Source organism: Arthrobacter sp. MDB1-55 (assembly GCF_059092925.1).
In genome coordinates this window covers 1368050-1383242 of record NZ_JBNHID010000001.1, presented here as the reverse complement: position 1 = coordinate 1383242, position 15193 = coordinate 1368050, and the positions used below count along the sequence as shown (strand labels likewise).

Below are 15193 nucleotides of genomic sequence, written 5' to 3'. Positions count from 1 at the left end.
ACGCCAGCCGCAACCGCCCACTACTGTGAGTCTATGGTGGCTGACGGACTATACCCCGAATATTGGGAGGCCGACGTCGTGTTGCGCGACGGCTCAACAGGCCATCTGAGGCCCATTTCGCCCCTCGACGCGGACGCCGTCCAGGCCTTCCATATGCGGCAGTCGCAGGCGTCCATCTACCTCCGCTTCTTCACCTACAAGTCCTCCTTGAGCGCCAAGGAACTCAAGCGGTTCACGGAGGTTGACCACGTCGGACGGGTCGCCTTCGTGGTGACCCGCGGCCAGGACATCATCGGCATCGGCCGCTACGACCGCCTCGACGACCCCGACGAAGCCGAAGTCGCCTTCAACGTCTCGGACGCTTACCAGGGCAAGGGACTGGGATCGATCCTGCTCGAACACCTCGCGGCCGCCGCCAGGGAGAACGGCATCCGGCGCTTCACCGCCGAGGTGTTGCCCGAGAACCGGAAGATGATCACTGTGTTCGCCGAAGCAGGCTACGAGGTGGACCGGCACTTTGATGACGGCGTGGTGGAACTCACCTTCAACATCGACCCCACGGACAGATCCCGCGCGGTCATGGAAGCACGGGAGCACCGCGCCGAGGCACGCAGCATGCAGACCTTGCTGACGCCGTCGTCGGTTGCGGTGATAGGAGCCAGCCGCAGCTGGGGGAGCGTGGGCTACTCACTCCTCGAGCACATCGTCGACGGCGGCTACACCGGGCCCGTCGCCGGGGTGAATCCTGAAGCCTTCGAGCTCAACGGCATGGTGGCCTACGGTTCCATCGGGGAGGTGCCCGGCCCCGTCGATCTCGCAGTGATCGCGGTTCCGTATGATCAGGTCCTCGCCGTGACCGAGGAATGCGGTCGGGCCGGCGTAAAAGGCCTGCTGGTGGTCACGGCAGGCTTCGCGGACGACGGTGGCGATGGGCTGGCACGCCAGCGCGCCCTGGTGCACAGCGCGCGCTCCTACGGCATGCGCGTGGTGGGCCCGGCATCGCTCGGCATCATCAACACCGAACCCGGCGTCCGGTTGAACGCGTCGATGGCACCGATCCTGCCGGAAGCCGGAGGGCTGGGGCTCTTCAGTCAGTCAGCTGCCATCGGCGTGATGCTTCACGCCGCCGCAAGCCGGCGGTCCCTTGGCCTGTCCTCAGCCCTGTCAGCGGGGAACCGCGCCGATGTCTCCGGCAATGACGCCATGCAGTATTGGGAAGACGACCCGAAGACCCGTGCAGTTGCTCTCTACCTCGAGTCCATCGGCAATCCCCGCAAATTCTCCAGGATCGCCCGCCGGCTGTCGCGGCTGAAGCCCGTCATCGTCGCCAAGTCCGACGTCATGGGGCTGCAACTGCCGCCGGGTCACGCCGTTCGGACAACACAGGCACCGAGCGGTGCACTGGACGCAATGCTGCGCCAGTCCGGCGTGATCCGGGTCGAAACTACCGAGCAGCTGATGGACGTTGCACAGATCGTAGTCGGGCAGCCGGTCCCGTCAGGACCGGGCGTCGCGATCTTCAGCAACTCACTTGCGCTGGGCAAGGTCCTCGCCGACGCCGCCGAGTCCCAGGAGCTCGACGTCGTCCGGATGAACGCGCACCTCGACCTCGATGCGGGCCAGTCCGTTGCCCTTTCCGCCCTCAGAACTGCGCTGGGCGAAGCGCTTGAGGACGCAGCGGTCCATTCGCTGGTCCTTACCCTCATCCCCGCGGTCGGCCTGGCTCCCGACCAGATCCTGCCCGTGCTGCACGAATGCGGTACGGCCGCGGGGAAGCCCGTGGTCGCCTGTTTCGCCGGGGTGCTCGATTCCGCCGCGCAGCTTGAAGGGCTGTGGCCGGACAGGGACGGGCGCTCCTCCATGCCGGAACATCCGGCCGAGGGCGCCGGCGTACCCTGCTTCGGCAGCCCCGGAGCGGCAGTGTCCGCCCTTGGCGCCGTCGTTCGCTACAGCCGGTGGCGTGAACGCGAGCACGGTGTCTTCGCCGAGATTGACGGCATCGATGACGACAACGCCGCCGCCGTGCTCGGCCACGCCCTGTCCGACGTGAGGGACGTCGGGCTGCGGCGTCTGGACAGCACCCAAACCGCCAGACTGCTGGCTAGCTACGGAATCGAGCTCCTGCCGTCGATTCCCTTCGATTCCCCCGAGGAAGCGGTCGAGGCCGCTGATTCGCTCGGGTGGCCGGTGGCTTTGAAGTCGGTGGAGGAGAATCTCCGCCACCGACTGGACTTCGGGGGAGTCCGGCTCAACATCGCTGACGCGCCCGCGTTGCGTGCCGGAATCGCGGCCATGCGTGCCGAACTGCAAGCGTTCGGCGACCCCGGTCTCGAGGTCCAGACCATGGCGCCCGCCGGCCAGGCCTGCGTCATCCGGGCCATTGAGGATCCGCTCCTGGGCCCGGTGGTGTCCTTCGGGCTGGCCGGAGACGCAGTCAACCTGCTCGATGACTGGGCCCACGGCATCCCGCCCCTGACCACCGTGGACGCTGCCGAGCTGGTCAGGACCCCGCGGGCAAGCAGACGGCTGCGCGGCTATCAGGGGCTGCCGCCGGTGGATATTCCTGCTGTCGAAGAACTGCTTCTGCGCGTCGCCCTGCTCAAGGACCGGCATCCCGAGATCGCCCTGCTGTACTTCAATCCGGTCCTTGTCTCACCTGCCGGACTCGCTGTGCTCAATGCTGAAATCAGCGTCGGCAATCCCCGGCAGCGCACCGACAGCGCGCGTCGTGCCATGCGCGACTGAGGCGGTGCAGGTGCCTGCTGCCGGGTGCCTTCCGGTTAGGCGTGCGCTACCGCGATAAGTCACACTGGAAGCATGACTCCATCGCTGTCGGCGGAACGCCGCGACCTGGATGCCTCCCTTGAACGAGCGGGCTTCTACCCGCGACTGGTGGCCGACGTCGTTCACGACGCCCTGGACGGCAGGGAACCGCTGTCCCATGTGGTCCACCTGGAAACCCACTTCGAACGCACGGAAGTGCGCCGGCACATCACCGTCCTTGTCCTGACCGAGGACATGCTGGTGGTCACGCACGTTGATGACCAGCAACTGGACGACGCCGGGGAACAGGTGACCGCGCAGGTTTCCACCGAGTCGGTTCCGGTCAGCCAGATCCGCTCCGTAGTGCTCAGCTACCTGTACTCCCAGCCGCAGAACTACAAGCCATCGGATCCGGCCCGCGAGCTCACCCTCGGAATCGCGTGGTCCGGCGGGCAGCGACTCGACATGGGACCCGCCAGTTGCGGCGACCCCCAGTGCGACGCCGACCACGGCTACACCGGAACCATCGCCCAGGAAGACATCGTGCTGCGTGTCAGCGCAGAAGCCGACGGACTGCAGGCCGTCCAGAACGCCAAGTCCTTCGCCCGCGCCCTGCGTACGGTGAGCACCGCGAATCCCACTGTCGCCGGCGTCGTCGTCAATCAGCCAAGCGCCAACCGCCGGCAACCGGGGCTGGCCACCCGCTTCAGCCGCGCTCACCACGGGCGGTAACCCGACACGTGACAGCGACACCCCTTCACCGGGAGCCACTCCCGGCTGCACCCGCCTATGGCCGCTCAACGGTCGCTGAGGTCTTCACCAGTTCCGCCGCAGCCCTCGGGGTTCCCGGGTTCGTCAATACCCTTGAATTGCCCTCAGCCCGGAAGGTCTGCGTAGTCCTGGTGGACGGGCTCGGTGCGGCCCTGCTGCGCCAGCGCTCCGGGCACGCACCTTTCCTGCGCCAGTTCCTTGACTCATCGCGCAAGCTCGGCTCCGTGTTTCCCAGCACGACGGCGGCAGCCATCGCCTCGCTCGGTACCGGACTACCGCCCGGCCAGCACGGCCTCGTAGGCTACGACGTTCTCGATCCGGAGCAGGACAGGATCGTGAACATGTTGGGCGGATGGGATGCCGCCGTCCGGCCTGAACGCTGGCAGCCGCACCGAACAGTGTTCGAAAGGGTTGCGGAACAGGTGTCCGTCACCAGCGTCGGACTTGCCCGTTTTGACGGCTCCGGACTCACCCGGGCAGCTCTGCGAGGCGGAGCCTATGTCGCGGGCAGCACTCCCGAAGCCCGCGTCCAGGCCGTGTGCCAGGCGTTGACGGCCAACGACCAGGCTCTGGTTTACCTATACCTGAACGACCTGGACAAGACGGGGCACCGCTCCGGCTGCGCCTCGCCGGACTGGGGGGACAGGCTCGAGGACCTCGACCGGACCATGCGTTCCCTCACCGCGAAGCTTCCACCGCACACCCTGCTGCTGCTGACGGCCGATCACGGCATGGTGGACGTGGCACAAGCGCAACAGATCGACTTCTCCGCTGATGCCGACCTGGTTGACGGCGTGGCCCACACAGGCGGCGAGCCCCGCATGGTCCACCTCTATACAGAACCTGACCTTCCCGACGCTGGTATGGAACAACTCCTGGCTTCGTGGCGGAACGCCCACGCCGCGCGAGCCTGGATCCTTTCCCGTGAGGAGGCGATTGCTGCCGGGTACTTCGGCAGCGTTGCGCCGGACGTCGTGCCGCGCATCGGGAACATCCTGGTGGCGGCGAGGGAGCCAGTGGCCTTCTACGACGCCCGCCGGGTGCCCGCCTCGGCCCTTCAGGTGATTGGCCAGCATGGGTCGGTCACGCGCGCCGAACGCGAGGTGCCGTTGCTCACCCTGAAGAAACCCGGGCCCGGCCCGGCCAGGATAGTCGGGCGCTGACGGATGGCTGAACTGGTGTTCTTTTCCGGAACCATGGACTGCGGCAAGTCCACGCTCGCACTCCAGATGGATCACAACCACAGTGCGCGTGGTCGCGGCGGGCTACTTTTCAGCTCCCATGACAGGGCCGGCGAGTCGATTATCTCCAGTCGCCTGGGCCTCAAAACCGAAGCAGTGGAGGTCCGCCCGGATACTGATTTCTGGGAAGAACTCGTACGACTGCGAACCCACGGGACACGCGTTGACTATCTCATCTGCGACGAGGCCCAGTTCTATACTCCCGAGCAGATCGAGCAGCTCGCGCGTGTGGTTGATGACATGGATATCGACGTGTTTGCGTTCGGAATAACGTCCGACTTCCGCACCCAGCTCTTCCCCGGCTCGCAGCGGCTCATCGAACTGGCTGACAGAACACAGGTACTCCAGGTCGAGGCGCTCTGCTGGTGCGGACGGCGGGCCACCCATAACGCACGCACGGTGGACGGCGTCATGGTAGTGGAGGGCGAGCAGATGGTGGTGGGCGATGTGGAACCGCCGGCCGCTGAAGCTGATCCACATCAGCCGAGACTGGCAGGAGGGGGCCTGGACGAACTCGACGCGCCCGCCGGCCCGGTCATCGGCTACGAAACGCTCTGCCGCAGGCACCACATGCGACGGGTTACCGCTCAGACGGCCGGCAGACATGCGGGAAGCGAGGTACCGCTGCCGTTCGATCCGGCAGCGGCGCGCCTCTAGCGTCCCGCATGGTTGGTCCAGCATCCCGCTTGGTTGGTCGCCTCTGCTGGCGCCTCCGCTTGGTCTGGCTGGCTAGTCGCCCTTGGTCCCGAAGACGATCTCATCCCAGCTTGGGACGCTCGAACGCCGGGGACGAATCTTCCGGTCAGCGGAATGGTCGGTGGCTTTGGGCGCCGCGTCATGGGATTCTTCAGGCTCAGGAGAGCGGTCCACTGCGTGGCTTGCATGCCTGTCCTCAAGGGAAGCGGCTGGTGCGGCTGCAGAGTCGTTGACGATCGGTTGCGGCCTCGCGATAACGCTGATCTCACGTGTATCGGTGCTGATGCCTTCGAACAGACGCGGCGTGCCGTCGTCGTACGTGTCTTCTCGGTTCTGTCCCTCGAAGATGGACGGAGCAAGGCTCAGCCCGGGGAAGGACCGGGATTCAGCCGCGACGCCGTGCTCCTCGCTGATGTCTGCGTCCTCGTGGCCGGGGCGGGGATGCGCGGCAGGAACATGTCCCTTTGCGAGCATGAGCGCGAGGGCATCGTCGCCGTCTTCATCGGCACCGAGGCGCTGGCCGCGACGTGAGCGAAGCACTTCGAGCAGCTCATCGGAATCGGATTCCTCTGGTTCTTCGACGGCAGCATCGGTTTCGAAGTCGAAAACGCGGTCGGCTACCGCGCTGAGCCTTCGTGAGGGGAGCGGCCCGTCCAGCGGCTCAAGCTCGCTCAGGACCTGCGCCCAGCGGTTGGCGTTCAGCACTGTCCGGCGCGACGGGTTGAAGGTCCACTGGGCGGGCGGTTCCTCTCCGACCGAGGCTGCGGAACCGGTGGGAAGTTCAAACCGGACGACGACGGTCCAGAGACCGTCCGGCTTGCGCCACGCATCCCATTCGGCGGTCTCGGGGTCCACTCCAAAGGCCTGCAACCGGTACCGGACCATGTCGTCGAGCTGAGCCGGGTTGTCCCCGAACGCGGACCTGTAGCCGTCGTTGGAGGGCAGCGGGGATGCCACCTCGACGCGCTGCGCCAGCTGGGCCATGTAGTCGCGTTCCGCCCGTACCGGACCCTCGTAGCGCAGGACATGCTGCAACTCCACGCCCGTTTCGTCAACGATCTCCTGGGCAGTCGCACCACCCCGGATGCGCGCCTGAATGTCCCGGGGGCTCAACGGCGGACGCTTGTCCGGGCTCACCGGCGTTTCCTGGCGCATCGGACGCGTGGACGGCCTTGAGCTCGCCATCCGCAGCGCCTCGTTGATAGGGAGGCGGAACGAAGTCCCACCTTCACCGCTCAGCAGCAGATGACCTCCGCCCTCATCCACGCCTACCAGCCGTAGCTCCTGCATGAAAAACCCTCCAGCCGACATACGTTACTTTCGGTGAAACTCTGCCATTCAAAGGGTCCCGTTCCTACTTCATCCCTGGTGTGGCGCGGAACTTATGCATGGATTCGCTTTATTGAAGTCGATCAGCAACAATCTCTGCGGAACGGGCACAAAATGATCCCCTTCAGCGTTGTGACACGGACAGGAGCCTTGCGCTTATAACGCACCGTTCCTGTGTAGCGATTCGACCGTGGCTCCCACAGTCCACAAACAGTCCACCGATACACCACCCACATCCTCCGGAGCGTGAACAACTAACTATGGCGACTGACTACGATGCGCCGCGGAAGACCGACGACGAACTCAGCGAAGACTCCATTGAGGAGCTGAAGACGCGTCGCACGGACAAGCAGTCCGCGGTTGTCGACGAGGACGAGGCTGATGCTGCGGAAGGGTTCGAACTTCCGGGCGCCGACCTCTCCGGCGAAGAACTGCTGGTGCGGGTGCTTCCCGCGCAGGCCGACGAATTCACCTGCGCTTCCTGCTTCCTGGTGCGCCACCGCTCGCAGATCGCAAAGGAAAAGAACGGTATGGCCTACTGCAAGGATTGCGAAGGCTGATTCGGGGCCCAGCGACGTGGAGCCCAGTAAGTGAGGTCGACGAACGAAGGCGGAGAAGTCCCGCCTAGGCTCCTTGTGACGGGGCGGTCAGGGCAGCGATCAGCTGCTCGGGCCGCCTCGTTGACGTTAACCAGTAGGGCGTCGGGTCCTCGGCATCCTCGATCACGATCTTGACGACGGGCGAGATCCAGCCTCGAATGCAGAGATAGGCCTTCCCATGGAGCCTTGGTCCGCGCTGGGCCGTCGCGTCGGCTCCGGTGAAAGCCTCGACGCGCCCCAGGTACTTCCGCTCGATCTGCGCTTTGCCCACCTGCAGCTCGGTGGACGTCACCCTGATACTCGGAGTTGAGAGGACCAGCAGGGTGGTCAGAATGGCCGCGACCACGACGGCGGCTATGATGCCTGCCTCAACGCTGATCGGTATGAAGGTGAACACTGAGGCAAGAGCCGCACCCGCCACCACGATCCAGATCCACGGCGCCGGCCACAACTTCTCTTCATAAAGAACCGATTCACCGGCAGATCCTGTAGGCATATCAGCTAGCTAAGCACCTTTCGGGGCGCTTTTCATCCTGACGCCCAGGAGTGGGCGGTCGGGTGGAAGCGCTACAGTAAATGGAGCAAAGTGCTCCGGTGCGCCGTGCACTTCCGGCGCATCGCCGATGCGCATTGCATACCGCGCCGCCATCAAAAAGACCCGTGCAGGAGAAGACGTGCTTGATACCGCTGAAGCATTGTCCGTGCAGATCAAAATGCTCGACGACGGACTCGAACCCCCTGCCTATGCGCAGCCGGGCGACGCCGGTGCCGACCTTCGCACCCGCGTCGACTTCGAACTTCAGCCCGGAGAGCGTGCCCTCATCCCGACCGGCGTTGCGCTGGCATTGCCTGACGGCTACGCAGCATTCGTCCATCCCCGTTCCGGCCTCGCAGCCAAGCACGGGATCACCGTCGTGAACGCCCCGGGGACCATCGATTCCGGATATCGGGGTGAGGTGGCCGTGACGCTGTTGAATACGGACTCCTCCGCTGCCCTGTCCTTCCGCCGGGGCGACCGCATTGCCCAACTGGTTATCCAGAAGGTCGAGCAGGCGGCATTCGTGGCGGTGGACGAGCTGCCGGACTCCGTTCGCGGGGAGGGCGGCTTCGGTTCGACCGGGGGATTCACTCCGACCACAGGCGCCCCGCGCTGACGCAACGACTGGCAGCGACAGGGCTGCCGATGACCACTGAAGGAGGATCCCGATCATGATTTTCGGGCGCCGCAAGAAGAACGAAAACCGTAGCACTGCATCAACCACTGCGGCTGAATCCGGCGAGACCACCGAAGCCGGCGAGGAACTCGAACCGTCCAGCGCACGGGAGGAAGGTGCGCTGGCCACCGGTCGTGCTGCGACCGGTCCTTTCGACGATGCTGAAAAGGACACGAGCTCGGGTTATATCGATCTTGGAGCCCTGCGGATTGCCGCTGCCGAGAACCTGCAGCTCCGCCTCGAGGTCGAGGAACGGACAAAGCGGGTTATCGCAGTCACCCTGGATATCAAGGGCTCGAATCTGCAGCTTCAGGCCTTCGCCGCTCCACGGTCGGAAGGGCTCTGGGACGAGATCCGGGGGCAGATCGCTGCATCCGTCGGATCGCAGGGTGGAACCGTCGAGGAGCGTGAGGGCGAGTTCGGCACAGAACTGATCGCGAAACTCCCCGCGCAGACGCCGGATGGCCGTGCAGGGTTCCGGGTGGCGAGGTTCGTCGGCGTTGACGGCCCGCGCTGGTTCCTCCGCGGCGTCTTCGGGGGGCCGGCCGCCATGGATCCCGCGGTGGCAGAGCCGATGGAGCAGCTCTTCCGCAATGTGGTTGTGGTTCGTGGGGACCATCCGCTGCCTCCACGGGAACTTCTGCAGCTCAGGCTGCCGAAGGACGCGGGTGCGCCGAAGCAGCAGCCTGAACGGCCGAAGACGACGCCCGACGATCCGCTGCGGCGGGGCCCCGAGATCACCCACATTGGCTGATCATGGCTCTACAGCCCACCGGGAGCAGGCAAGGGGGACCGGCTTCCCGGACCGCGGACGCGTCGCCGGGAGGGGCTTCGTGGAGCGTGTGACTATTCTGCCCCGGAGTGCTCCGCCCGAGTTTTCAGCGACGGTTGCCCTGGATCCCGGTGATTCCACCGCCGGTCCACGAGATTCCGACCGGGATCGAAGGGTCCGGCTCATCTGGAACGGCCAGCGCAGGGTTCCCGGGATCGACCCAGGTATCAACCTGGCTTTCGAGGGGATGGTCAGCATGGTCGATGGAATACGCACTATTCATAACCCGCGCTACGAGATTGTCGGCCGTCCTGAGGAGTCACCGTGAACCAGTCCGCCGAGGACCGCCCGGGCAACGAGGCGGCCGACGCCCCCGATCAGCCAGCCGCAGATAACGGACTCGGAGCGATCGCCGGCCAGTATGCCGCGAAAGCCGGCGTGCGGCAGGACGAAAGCGGACGCATCGATGTCATGCAGTCCATCGGCGGAGTGCGCGGACTGGCCGAAGCCATACTTCCCGGCCTGCTGTTCACCGTTATCTTCACCGTGGCGCGGGACCTGCAGCTCTCACTCATCGTTGCCCTCGCAGTCTCAGCGGTCTTCGCCGTCGTCCGCCTGCTCACCAAAACGCCGCTGACCCAGGCACTGTCCGGGCTGATCGGCGTGGGCATCTGCGCGTTTGTTGCCAACCGAACGGGCAACGCGGAAGACTTCTTTCTTCCCGGATTCTTCACGAACGCCGCCTACATCGTGGGCATGGTGATTTCCATTGCTGTCCGCTGGCCCCTGGCGGGACTGCTCTTCGGTTTCATCCGGGGGGAGGGCACCGACTGGCGCAAGCACCCGGCGCGGATCAAGGCCTACTCACTTGCCACCTGGCTGATTATCGCAGTACTCGCCTTGCGGCTCATCGTGCAGGTGCCGCTGTACCTCGTAGATAACATCGCCGCCCTCGGCGCCACCCGTGTGGCCATGGGTGTCCCACTCTATGCACTGGGGCTCTGGTTCGCCTGGCTTGTATCGCGTCCGGCGCTCGAGAAGCAGCAGCATCCGCCGGCGTAAGGGGACGTCAGGTAGCGGACCGTAATGCCGCCCGCAGAGCGTCCTCGGCTGCGATCGCGGCAACAAAGAACAGTTCATCACCGGCCTCGACAACGTCGTCGGGGCTGGGAGTGATGGGAGCGTCGTCGCGAAGGATCGCAACTGCCGTGCAGTCCGCGGGCAGCTCGATTGACCCCAGCGTTCGCCCGATCAGGGACGAATCATGGGGCACGGTGAACTCGACAATGGCAGACACGCCGGTCTGGAGGGTCAACAGGCGCACGAGGTCGCCGATTTCGACCGCCTCTTCCACCAGGGCTGTCATCAGGCGCGGTGTGTTGACTGCGACATCGACGCCCCAGGAATCGTCAAACATCCAATCGTTCTTGGGGTTGTTCACGCGTCCCACGGTCCGTCCGACGCCGAACTCGCTCTTGGCCAGAAGCGAGACCACGAGGTTCACCTTGTCGTCGCCGGTAGCGGACACCACGACGTCGGCCTCTTCCAGTTTCGCGTCCTTGAGGGTGGTCAGCTCGCACGCGTCACCGATCAGCCAGCGTGCGCCCTTCAGCCCACTGCGGCCCACCACCTCCGGCTTCTCATCGATGAGGAGGATGTCGTGGTTGTTGGACAGCAGTTCACGTGCGATCGAGGATCCGACGCTTCCCGCGCCGGCAATGACAACCTTCATTCCTGCTCCTCCCGCGGCTGCTTCGAGAGCACCCGAGCCACTTCGTCTGTTGCGGCGGTCTCCATCATGGCGTGCACAACGTCGCCTTCCTGGTAACTGGTTCCGCTGCCCGGCAGCATTCCCTCGCCAAAGCGGGTGAGGTAGGCAACCCGCACGCCGGCAGCTTTTTCGATGTCCTTGATGGAACGTCCCAACCAGCCGTCGTGGAGGGTGAGTTCACCGAGGATCAGCCGCCCTGAAGACTCGCGGAAGTCACCGTTGATGCTCTGCTCGGGGAGGATCCGGCGGAGGACCTGATCTGCGCTCCAGCGGACCGCCGCCACCGTGGGGATACCGAGGCGCTGGTAGATCTCTGCACGGCCCGGATCGTAGATCCGTGCGACGACGTGCGGTACGTGGAAGATTTCCCGCGCCACCCGGGTCGCCAGGATGTTGGAGTTGTCTCCGCTCGACACTGCGGCGAAAGCGTACGCGTTTTCGATATCGGCGCTCTTCAGGGTGTCACGGTCGAAGCCTACGCCCGTCACCTTGCGTCCGCCGAAGGAGCCGCGCAGCCTGCGGAACGCCCGGTCATCCTGGTCGATGATCGCCACGCTGTGGCCGGATTCGTCCAGCGTGTGCGCCAGGCTCACGCCGACCCGTCCGCAGCCCATGATTACGAAATGCGCCACTGCGCCACCCCTGCTTGTCTGCTGCTGGTTATCCCACAAGCCTAGTGGAGGTCGGGGCGTGCAAACGCGCTAGTCTGTGGGCTGTGCTGACTTTCTTCGAGGCCGCCAAACGGGTGTTGGTGGGCAAGCCGTTCCGCAACGACCGGCTGCGGCATGAAACGCTGCCGAAGAAGATCGCGATGCCGCTCTTTTCGACCAGCGCCCTCTCGTCGACCGCCTACTCACCCGACGAGATCCTGCTCACCCTTGCGCTGGCCGGTGTGTCAGCCGTCGCGGTGTCTCCCTGGGTCGGCCTCGCGGTCATCGTGGTTCTGTTAGTGGTCATCGCCTCCTACCGCCAGTCTGTCCACGCCTACCCTTCAGGTGGCGGTGATTACGAGATAGCCCGCCGCAACTTGGGGGATGGCGCCGGAGTTACGGTTGCTGCGGCGCTCATGGTTGATTACGTCCTCACAGTGGCGGTATCCGTATCGGCAGGGGCGCACTACGTCATCTCGCTCGCACCGGCGCTTGCAGGCACGCAGACCGCCCTGGCAGCGGCCGCCGTCGTCGTGTTGGTGGTTGTCAACCTTCGGGGGTTCACGCGCGACGCGCGCGTGCTTGCTGTTCCGTCCTATGTGTTCATGGCTGCGATCCTCGCCCTGTGTACTGCCGGCTTTGTCCAGCGGCTCACCGGAACACTGGGCGAGGCGCCGAGTGCGCGCTTCGAGATCATTCCCGATCCTGCCTTCGAGAGCGGACTGGTGGGGCTTGCCGGCGCGCTGCTGATCCTGCGCGCCTTCTCCTCGGGCGCGGCGGCGCTGACGGGAGTGGAGGCTCCGAGCGCCAACGTTCCGAGCTTCGAGCGTCCGCGGGCGAAGAATGCTGCGAGCACTCTCCTCATCCTTGGGATCGTCGCATCGCTGATGACTGCAGGAATCATCTATCTCGCCAACGCCACCCGGGTGCACGTGGTCCAGAACCCGGCCGAGCAACTGCTGCTCAATGGTGAACCGGTGGCAGGGTCCTACATCCAGAATCCGGTCATCAGTCAGCTCGCCGGGACCGTCTTCGACGGCGGAAGCGTGCCTTTCATCATCGTCGTCGGAGCGACTGCGCTCATCCTGTTGCTCGCGGCGCACAGCGCCTTCAACGGTTTCCCTGTCCTTGCATCCATCCTGGCCAAGGACGGATACCTTCCACGCCAGTTGCGTACCCGCGGGGACCGCCTGACGTTCAGCAATGGGATCATGGCGCTCGGCCTCGGAGCTATCCTGCTGATCTTCATGTTCCGCGCGGACGTCACCCAACTGGTGCAGCTGTACATCGTCGGCGTCTTTGTCTCCTTCACCGCTACCCAGCTCGCCCTGATCAAGCACTGGAGCCGTGAGCTGCGCAGCACTTTCGACAAGAAGCGCCGCTGGCAGATGAACAAGTCCCGCGCCATCAATACCGTAGGGTTCCTGCTGACTGCGGCCGTGCTGGTGGTGGTACTTGTGACCAAGTTCGAGTTCGGCGCCTGGATTGCGGTCCTGGCCATGGTGGTGTTGTTCGCGGTGATGCTCAGCATCAAGGCGCACTACGACCAGGTAGCCCGGGAACTCGCCATCGACGACGCCGCGTCCGCCCGTGCCTTGCCTTCACGGGTGCATGCCGTGATTCTTGTCTCCCATGTGCGCAAGCCAGTGCTGCGTGCCCTCGCCTTTGCCCGGGCATCTCGACCCTCACGGCTCGATGCGATCGTGGTCGATGTGGACCCCGAGGAAACGCGGCGAACCCTCGAAGACTGGGACCGCCTCGAAGTGCCGGTGCCGATCACGGTCCTGGCTTCCCCCTACCGCGACACCATCCAGCCGATCATGGACTACATCCAGTCCATGCGCCGTGACTCTCCGCGGGACCTCATTGTGGTCTACATCCCCGAGTACGTTGTGGGCAAGTGGTGGGAGCAGCTGGTGCATAACCAGACGGCGCTGCGCATCAAGACCCGGCTCCACTTCGAGCCGGGGGTTATGGTGGCAAGCGTGCCATGGCAGCTGGCATCCTCCGATGCCGCCCGAAAATTCCAGGACCTCAGGTGACCCACACTCCAGAAATCGAACTAACCATCGGCCCACCCGCCCACGGCGGGCACTTCGTTGCCCGGCACGAGGGCAGGGTGATCTTCGTGCGCCACGCCCTGCCGGGTGAGGTGGTGAAGGCCCGTCTCACAGAGCACGACGACGACGCCCGCTTCTGGCGTGCCGACACCACCACCGTCGTTCAGGCGTCGCCGGACCGCGTGAACCACCCGTGGCCGCTTGCTGACGCGGTGCTGGCGGGAATGCGGGGAACGCGGCCGGTGGGTGGCGCGGAGTTCGGGCACATCGAGCTTTCTGCGCAGCGACGATTGAAAGCGGGCATCTTTTCGGAGCAGCTTTCACGGCTCGGAAGCATCGAACGGGACGTCACCGTGGAACCGGTCCCCGATGAAGCGCCTGACGGGCTGGGTTGGCGCACCCGGGTGGGCTTCGCCGTCGACGCCGGCGGGCATCTTGCGATGCACCAGCACCGTTCCACCGAGCTTGTCCCGGTGGCTGACATGCCCTTGGCGGTCCCGGCCATCAACGCCCTGGGACTGTGGAACATCGACTTCAGCGGGGTCACCGGTGTGGAAGTGGCAGCGGCCTCCGGAGATGAGCAACCGCTCGTGCTGCTGCGCACTGTAGCGGACACCCCCGAGGGAGCAATCCGCACCCTTGCAGGCCGCATCAGCGGTGCCTCAGTGGCTGCCTGGAATCCTGACACGAACGTGCTGTCCGGATTGCGGGGGAGAACCTGGGTGCGTGAGGTCGTGGGCACCAACAGTTTCCGTGTGACGGGCGAGGGGTTCTGGCAGATCCACCGCAGCGCGCCCAGGGTGCTCACGGACGCGGTTCTTGCCGGACTGGATCCGCAACCGGGTCAGCGCGTGGCCGACCTCTACGCCGGTGCCGGCCTCTTCACGGCCGCCCTGGCGGACCGCGTGGGCGAGACAGGCGCGGTGCTGTCCGTAGAGGGATCCCCGGCAGCCAGCAAGGACGCCCGGCGCAACCTGCACGGGCGCCCGCAGGTGAATATCGTGCAGGGCAAGGTTGAGAAGGTGCTGCGGGACCGCCGGCCGCACCTTGACGCGGTCGTCCTGGATCCTCCCCGGGCGGGAGCGGGAAAGGAGGTTGTCCGTGCGATTACCGGCACCGGCGCACAGGCGGCCGTGTACGTCTCGTGCGATCCGGCTTCCTTCGCGCGGGATGTCGCCTACTTTGCGGCCGCCGGATGGCAGCTGGACTCCCTGCGAGTGTTCGACCTGTATCCGCACACCCACCATATGGAGTCAGTCTCTGTTCTCCGTCCGGCCTGAACGCACCCGGTTGCCCGCAACCGGCTAGGATGAAAACGGTTGTTCCG

At 65.2% G+C, this 15193-nt stretch carries 15 protein-coding genes; 11 read left to right on the top strand and 4 right to left on the bottom strand.

Annotated elements, in window-relative coordinates; all coding sequences use genetic code 11:
* Window positions 1-33 precede the first annotated feature (33 nt).
* The 4 genes from AC5RU3_RS06575 (at window position 34) to AC5RU3_RS06560 (ending at window position 5432) form a co-directional block, all read left to right on the top strand.
* The gene (locus AC5RU3_RS06575; protein WP_493965085.1) at window positions 34-2745 is read left to right on the top strand and encodes a bifunctional acetate--CoA ligase family protein/GNAT family N-acetyltransferase; all 2712 of its coding nucleotides are present in this window, start codon (window positions 34-36) and stop codon (window positions 2743-2745) included.
* 72 nt (window positions 2746-2817) lie between these two features.
* Window positions 2818-3495 carry a DUF5998 family protein gene (locus tag AC5RU3_RS06570; RefSeq protein WP_309071355.1) on the top strand — a complete coding sequence of 226 codons (678 nt, stop codon included), beginning with the start codon at window positions 2818-2820 and terminating at the stop codon, window positions 3493-3495.
* Window positions 3496-3503: 8 nt separating this feature from the next.
* The gene (locus tag AC5RU3_RS06565) at window positions 3504-4697 is read left to right on the top strand and encodes an alkaline phosphatase family protein (protein ID WP_493965084.1); all 1194 of its coding nucleotides are present in this window, start codon (window positions 3504-3506) and stop codon (window positions 4695-4697) included.
* Window positions 4698-4700: 3 nt separating this feature from the next.
* Entirely contained in the window at window positions 4701-5432 is a 732-nt protein-coding gene (locus AC5RU3_RS06560) for a thymidine kinase (RefSeq protein WP_493965083.1), read from the top strand.
* A 72-nt stretch (window positions 5433-5504) separates the two neighbouring features.
* On the opposite strand, the gene sepH is transcribed toward AC5RU3_RS06560, so the two are convergent.
* Window positions 5505-6761: a septation protein SepH gene (sepH, locus tag AC5RU3_RS06555; protein ID WP_493965082.1), complete on the bottom strand. Its 1257-nt coding sequence runs from the start codon at window positions 6759-6761 to the stop codon at window positions 5505-5507.
* Between the two features lie 299 nt (window positions 6762-7060).
* On the opposite strand from sepH, the gene AC5RU3_RS06550 reads away from it, so the two are divergent.
* Complete coding sequence (locus AC5RU3_RS06550) at window positions 7061-7360, top strand: DUF4193 domain-containing protein (RefSeq protein WP_309072698.1); 300 nt, start codon at window positions 7061-7063, stop codon at window positions 7358-7360.
* Between the two features lie 64 nt (window positions 7361-7424).
* Here AC5RU3_RS06550 and AC5RU3_RS06545 read toward each other — a convergent pair whose 3' ends face one another.
* Window positions 7425-7895, bottom strand: a complete 471-nt coding sequence (locus tag AC5RU3_RS06545) for a DUF3093 domain-containing protein (RefSeq protein WP_309123790.1) — start codon at window positions 7893-7895, stop codon at window positions 7425-7427.
* A 178-nt stretch (window positions 7896-8073) separates the two neighbouring features.
* On the opposite strand from AC5RU3_RS06545, the gene dut reads away from it, so the two are divergent.
* The 4 genes from dut (at window position 8074) to AC5RU3_RS06525 (ending at window position 10447) form a co-directional block, all read left to right on the top strand.
* Window positions 8074-8553 (top strand): dUTP diphosphatase, encoded by a 480-nt coding sequence (dut, locus tag AC5RU3_RS06540; protein WP_493965081.1) that lies wholly within the window; start codon window positions 8074-8076, stop codon window positions 8551-8553.
* A gap of 55 nt (window positions 8554-8608) precedes the next feature.
* On the top strand, window positions 8609-9367 hold the full coding sequence (locus AC5RU3_RS06535; protein WP_493965080.1) for a DUF3710 domain-containing protein: 759 nt from the start codon (window positions 8609-8611) through the stop codon (window positions 9365-9367).
* Window positions 9368-9455: 88 nt separating this feature from the next.
* Window positions 9456-9713: a hypothetical protein gene (locus AC5RU3_RS06530; RefSeq protein WP_493965079.1), complete on the top strand. Its 258-nt coding sequence runs from the start codon at window positions 9456-9458 to the stop codon at window positions 9711-9713.
* The gene (locus AC5RU3_RS06525) at window positions 9710-10447 is read left to right on the top strand and encodes a DUF3159 domain-containing protein (protein ID WP_493965078.1); all 738 of its coding nucleotides are present in this window, start codon (window positions 9710-9712) and stop codon (window positions 10445-10447) included. Before AC5RU3_RS06530 ends, AC5RU3_RS06525 begins: the two co-directional genes overlap by 4 nt.
* A 7-nt stretch (window positions 10448-10454) precedes the next feature.
* On the opposite strand, the gene AC5RU3_RS06520 is transcribed toward AC5RU3_RS06525, so the two are convergent.
* Entirely contained in the window at window positions 10455-11117 is a 663-nt protein-coding gene (locus tag AC5RU3_RS06520; protein WP_309071056.1) for a potassium channel family protein, read from the bottom strand.
* Window positions 11114-11788, bottom strand: coding sequence for a potassium channel family protein (locus AC5RU3_RS06515; protein WP_493965077.1), 675 nt, complete (start codon window positions 11786-11788; stop codon window positions 11114-11116). The genes AC5RU3_RS06520 and AC5RU3_RS06515 overlap by 4 nt, the downstream gene beginning before the upstream one ends.
* A gap of 83 nt (window positions 11789-11871) precedes the next feature.
* Between AC5RU3_RS06515 and AC5RU3_RS06510 the strand changes: the two genes are divergently transcribed.
* Window positions 11872-13848, top strand: coding sequence for an APC family permease (locus AC5RU3_RS06510; RefSeq protein WP_493965076.1), 1977 nt, complete (start codon window positions 11872-11874; stop codon window positions 13846-13848).
* Entirely contained in the window at window positions 13845-15146 is a 1302-nt protein-coding gene (locus tag AC5RU3_RS06505; RefSeq protein ID WP_493965075.1) for a class I SAM-dependent RNA methyltransferase, read from the top strand. Before AC5RU3_RS06510 ends, AC5RU3_RS06505 begins: the two co-directional genes overlap by 4 nt.
* Window positions 15147-15193 lie beyond the last annotated feature (47 nt).

Excerpts from the sequence above, each read along its gene's own strand:
- AC5RU3_RS06575 (WP_493965085.1), top strand. The coding sequence starts at position 34 with ATGGTGGCTGACGGACTATACCCCGAATATTGGGAGGCCGACGTCGTG.
- AC5RU3_RS06570 (WP_309071355.1), top strand. The coding sequence starts at position 2,818 with ATGACTCCATCGCTGTCGGCGGAACGCCGCGACCTGGATGCCTCCCTT.
- AC5RU3_RS06560 (WP_493965083.1), top strand. The coding sequence starts at position 4,701 with ATGGCTGAACTGGTGTTCTTTTCCGGAACCATGGACTGCGGCAAGTCC.
- sepH (WP_493965082.1), bottom strand. The coding sequence starts at position 6,761 with ATGCAGGAGCTACGGCTGGTAGGCGTGGATGAGGGCGGAGGTCATCTG.
- AC5RU3_RS06550 (WP_309072698.1), top strand. The coding sequence starts at position 7,061 with ATGGCGACTGACTACGATGCGCCGCGGAAGACCGACGACGAACTCAGC.
- AC5RU3_RS06545 (WP_309123790.1), bottom strand. The coding sequence starts at position 7,895 with ATGCCTACAGGATCTGCCGGTGAATCGGTTCTTTATGAAGAGAAGTTG.
- AC5RU3_RS06535 (WP_493965080.1), top strand. The coding sequence starts at position 8,609 with ATGATTTTCGGGCGCCGCAAGAAGAACGAAAACCGTAGCACTGCATCA.
- AC5RU3_RS06520 (WP_309071056.1), bottom strand. The coding sequence starts at position 11,117 with ATGAAGGTTGTCATTGCCGGCGCGGGAAGCGTCGGATCCTCGATCGCA.